Genomic DNA, 4,963 nt, shown 5'->3' on the forward strand with positions numbered 1-4,963 from the left:
GCGCCACCCACAACCTCCTCAAGCTCTTCCGCATGACGGCAGCGTAGCGGCCTGCCGCACCCAACGACGGACCGGCGTCTCTCGTCCGGTCTCGCTTCCAACCCCATTACCGCTACACACTCCTAGCTAGCACGGCGGGAAGGAGCCATCGGACGTCGCGCCCACCAGATGCGCTCTGACATGCACGTTCAGGAAGGACAACTGCATCAGCAGGTCCTGGCCTGGGGAAAGCGGTTGAAGTAGCGGCCCGTGCGCCTGTCCCGGGTGATGCCGATGTTCGGATTCCAGAGCTCGCGCCACTCGGCCACCTCCGTGCGCATGGAGAGGGTCTCCTGGACGGAGATGTCGGGCAGGTAGAGGAAGGAGCCGTACCCGTCCGAGTGAATGGGAGGTAGGCCCGCGTGGCTCCCGAAAAAGGGCCCCAGCGCGAGCAGGCCAAGCAGCCCCACCGCTGGGACGAAGAGGCTGGGCTCGCGTGCGGCGAGAGTGGAGGACGGGGCTCAAGGCGGGGCATCATGGGGCGCGCGGCACGCGACCGCACATCGAAGGTCCAGGAGCGGAACAGTCCTGCCCGCGCCCAGGCATCAGCGTGCGGGCTCGTCCTGCAATCGAGGATGGGCCTTGATGCTCTCCAGGAACGCCTGTCCGAGGCATAGCTTCCCGCCCAACAAGATGACGGCGGACCAACCGGCCATCTCCTCCCACCGCTCGGCGAGCCAGGCATGGAGGCTGGTATGGGCGCGCCAACGGCTGGCCCAGACCTCGGCGGTCGCCTTCTCCCGTCCACGGGCCCACGCCAGGAATTGCCCAGCGTCTTCGTCTTCGCGGAGCACCTGCTCGGCCACGTCACTGGGGACAGCCTTCGTCATCGCCGCCCCCAGCAATGCGAGGAGCGCCCGCTCCCGGCGATGCTCGTCTCGTTCCAGGAGCCGGGCAGTGTCCTCGTGTGCGCCCACCATCCCAAGCACCAGCATGGCGCGCCCCGCGGAGATGGCATCGGCGTTCATGGCCTCCCGGGCGATGGGGAGAACCGAGACTCCCCCGCAATGCCCCGGCCAGCGATGCAGGTGCAGGATAAGGGCTTGCAGGAGATGCAAGCAGATGCGAGCGCCGGACGGGCGCGTCAGGCCTGTGACGCTGTCGATCGCGGAGGAAATCGTGGTGGCGACGCGGGGGTCGTCGTGGGCGATGAGGAACTTCAAGACAACCACATGGACATCTGGGTCCGTGTTTGCCTCCAGCCCATCGGCCACGAAACGCAGGAACGCGCCGACCACCTCCGGAGGATGGGGCTTCCAATTGACGAGAGCCTTGGCGGCGGCCCGGGCAATGCCATGATTGACATGCTCCTCCACGCCCGGTCCGCGGTCGTGCACGTCTCGAAGCAGCGCGACCAGGGCCACCCGCCCGGCGTCCCAACGCTCACGGGCAATCACCTGAACGCAGGAATCCCGGACGTAGGAACTCTCATCGCGCGCACTCTGGAGGAGGGCTTGCTGCTCTTCCAGGGAGGCTCCGGGGGCGAGGGCATGGACCGCAGCGACCCGAACCCTGGCCTCGCCGTCGGACAGGGCCCGGAGAAGGAGGCCACGTGCAGCCGGCGAGGCATCCCGCGAGAGTGCCTGGATGGCCGTTGTGCGCGCCTCGAAGTGCTCCTGTGCCAGGGAATGCTCGGCTTCCACGAGCACGGACTCTCCCGACGCGGCCAGGGTGAGCAGGCTGGCCTTTCCGAGCTGCTCTTCAGGCTGCTGCGCCCATCGTCGCAGTCGCGCGCAGTCTTCAGTTGAGAGTTGGGCAGTCACCTGGAGCCCGTTCTTGTCTTTGGCCGTGCGCGCGCAGCGCTCCACCAAATGGGCTAGGGAATCGCCCATGGCCGCGCTCACCTCGTCACGGTAGGGTTTCTTCTCCTCGCTCGACCATTCCGCGAGCCCTTGGGCGACTAGGACGACGAGGGACTTTCGCTCCTCGGACCATCCCGGACTCTGCCTACGGAGGGCGGTCCCCAGTTCCAGCGCAGAGATGAGCCGCGACAGGGCTTCAAGACAAGGCTCGATGCTCTCTTGCGAGAGGGTGCCGAGCGCCTCCACCATGCGTGGGGCAAAGCGCGTGAATTGCCGCTCCGCGATGATGCGCCAAGCCTTTTCTGGAAAGGCATCTTTCCCGATAGCGAGGAATGCCTCGACCTCCTCTTCATCTGGAGGAAGATTGCCATCGAGCATGGCCCTATTCCAACTCCAATAAAGGCGAGACCTCTTCGGGTGGGTCAGGATCCACGAATAGCCCTCCCGCTTCCGCCGAGCCGCCATCCAGCCCTCCAGCGCTGTGTGGGCGGCTTCATTGGGAGTGCCATCACCTATCAGGAGGTAGTCGGCATACGCGTCGTCCAGGATGCCCTGGCTGGCTTTCACCTGCAACTCGCTGGGCTCGTCATCCTGCTGGAACTGGTCCGAAGCCATGAGAATCCGGTCTAGCAGCGCCTCATCGGCAGGTGCCGGTCCGCTCATTGCACCGTGGGCCAGCTCTCCCACGGCATGGCCGCCGGAATCGAGTGCCTCTTCGAGGCTCTCCCAATACAGCTGGCTCAGGTCCCATCCGAAGCGCGAGGTCCAGTCCGCGAACCCGCTCGCGTGCATCATGACGCTTGCCATCATGGGCCACAGGCGGATGTAGCGCTCCAGGACCTGCCGGGCCTCGGACGATGCTCGGATGATGTCATAGGCCGACGGCGGCCAGTCCGGATGCGACCAGCTGAGCTCCCACCAGTCCGCATTTTCCCTTTTGGGAGGGTGGATGAGCGCATCAATGAGGAGCGCGAGCGGGCCGCCTTCCGGCATCCAGCGCCGCGCGGCGTGCAGCACCTCCACGAAGTTCGTGGATGAGGTCCGCAGCAGTTCCTCTAGGAGGTGCTGCTGAATGGTCGTAGCGACCGTTTGGGGTACGGAGGCACGTCTCGCGTCCGAAAGACGGTCGGCGAGCGCATACGCCGCCTGTACCTCGTTCGAGGCGCATAGCTGTTCCAGCAGTTCACCCACGAGGTGGTCGGCCTCATCCGGCAGGAAGTCCAGTAGCCGCTCCAGGCCGGTGACTGTCGTGGGGTGGGCACTCAGGCGCCCTTCGTTCCGACGGAGCCAGCCTGCCTCGACCATCCAATCCACAAGCTTCTGGAGCTGAAGCGGCTTCTGTGGCTGCCACTGAAGGCGTTGTGCGCGCATCCGTGCGCGGTCGGTGTCACAAGCAGCGCTCACACAGAGCTGGGTCCACAGGAACATGGCGGGAAGGAGGGCCCAGTCCATCCCCCGGAGTTCGCGCGCAAGTGTTCCGGACAGCTCCTCCACCTCGGCGTCATGCAGGAACTGCGCGAGGTCCAGTTCGGAATCCGACGGAGCCGCGCCCACGGCGGAGACGAAGCGATCAATCGAAAGGGGGACCTTCAACGTCTCGATGATCTCCTGGCGATTCTTCCGGACGAACTGTCGCCGCGCCAGTGACTGCAGGGCCCTCGACTTTCGTTCCAGGATTCGAAGCCGGGCCGCGCTGTCGTAGCTCTCGTAGTCGAGCGTTGTGCTCGCCCCGTCCAGTTCGGGCGGGATATGCCGCGCATACACGTCACCCAGCAGCCCCATGCGCGTGGTGACGAGGAGTTTGTGGGCCGAGCCCGCAGGCCCCGAGACACGGCGGAACAGCTCTGGCAGTTGCGTGGCCCAGCCCTTCTCGGGAGTTCGCGAGTCCTGACCCCAGGGATCATCCACGAGGAACAGGAATGGACCTTCCTGGTGAAGCCGCTGCCGGATGTCTCCTGGCGAGTTCGCCTGGACGACCTCGAAAGGTGGCTCGGCCGTACGCAGCTTGAATGCGAGCATGTCGGCGACCAGGGTCTTTCCTGCCCCCGGTGGGCCCTTCAGCAGCAGCCGGTTTTCCCTGGCAAGCCGCTGTGCGAGCTGGTCGTAGCCCCGGGGGGGCTCGAAGTCATCCATGTCCAAGGTTCGTGTTGGTGCGCCCCCCAGGTCGCGCAGTCGCGCGACGATGTCCTCTCGCGCCCACTTCAATGGACGGTCGCCTACGAGCCTTACGTGCACATCCTGCTTCAGCAGCTTCAGGGCCTCGTCGAAGCGTGTCGCCGGGACGAAGAGCCCGACTTGTGGGCTGGCGAACAGCCGGCGTAGGCGGGCCGCCAGCTCGCTTTGCGTCAGCTGCTCCATGATGCCAATGCGGGAGGCAATCTCCTCCGCAGAGGCTCCTTCTGGGACGAGGAGATTCATTCCCGGTACCTTCCGCGGAAGGTGTTCCAGGCCGGGGATGACGAACTCCCTTGCGCCCGACGCGAACTGGCCGTTGGTGATCAACACGTAGTGCAGCGACGGGTTCGCAGCGAGTTGCTCCACCGGAGTGGGGCTCCTCCTGCGACTGTGCGGTGCATCCGGTTGTCGGGAAGGCTCGATGATATTCCGGAACGGGGTCGATCCGGACCATGCACTTCCTCGGTACTTGATCTGGAACAGGAAGCGCGCGGGCTCGGGGCGAACCACCGAGGAAGCCTCCTCGGCGGGAACTGCTTCGAGATCCGCGTGGGGCGCGGGCTCGATGATGACGTGGGGCGCCTTCCGCTCGAAGATGAGGTGAAGCGCGAGCCAGACGGTCGCCTCCTCTTGGTAGTCGTACCCCCTCATGGAGGCCAAGCCACCAGTCTCTTTGGGTATTTCCGCTTCCATGACTTGTCGTAGGCGGCCTCAAATGGCCCACCGGAGGTACCGGTCCATAGGGGCCTCACTGTCGGGAGAGCCGCATCTTCGTCGCTCTGCTCAAGCTGGGCTACATTTGGAACACCGCGCGAGCATACGTAAGCGTTCAGGTGGGATGGGCGGCTGAAGAAGGAGCAGGCCAGCAGCCGACGGGAGGCTCGTCGCTCGCTGACGCGGCGTGGGGCATGGGACACGACGTGTCGTGGCCGAGGTCGACCCCAAGG

At 65.4% G+C, this 4,963-nt stretch carries 2 protein-coding genes; both read right to left on the minus strand.

The genetic code is table 11. The annotated features are described in order from the left end of the window. Nucleotides 1-206: 206 nt before the first annotated feature. Nucleotides 207-449 carry a hypothetical protein gene (locus HV826_RS35980; RefSeq protein ID WP_176421523.1) on the minus strand — a complete coding sequence of 81 codons (243 nt, stop codon included), beginning with the start codon at nt 447-449 and terminating at the stop codon, nt 207-209. A gap of 135 nt (nt 450-584) precedes the next feature. Then, nucleotides 585-4,667 (minus strand): HEAT repeat domain-containing protein, encoded by a 4,083-nt coding sequence (locus HV826_RS35985; protein WP_176421524.1) that lies wholly within the window; start codon nt 4,665-4,667, stop codon nt 585-587. Nucleotides 4,668-4,963 lie beyond the last annotated feature (296 nt).

The sequence above is a fragment of the Myxococcus sp. AM010 genome (assembly GCF_013372585.1).
Classification (GTDB): domain Bacteria; phylum Myxococcota; class Myxococcia; order Myxococcales; family Myxococcaceae; genus Myxococcus; species Myxococcus vastator.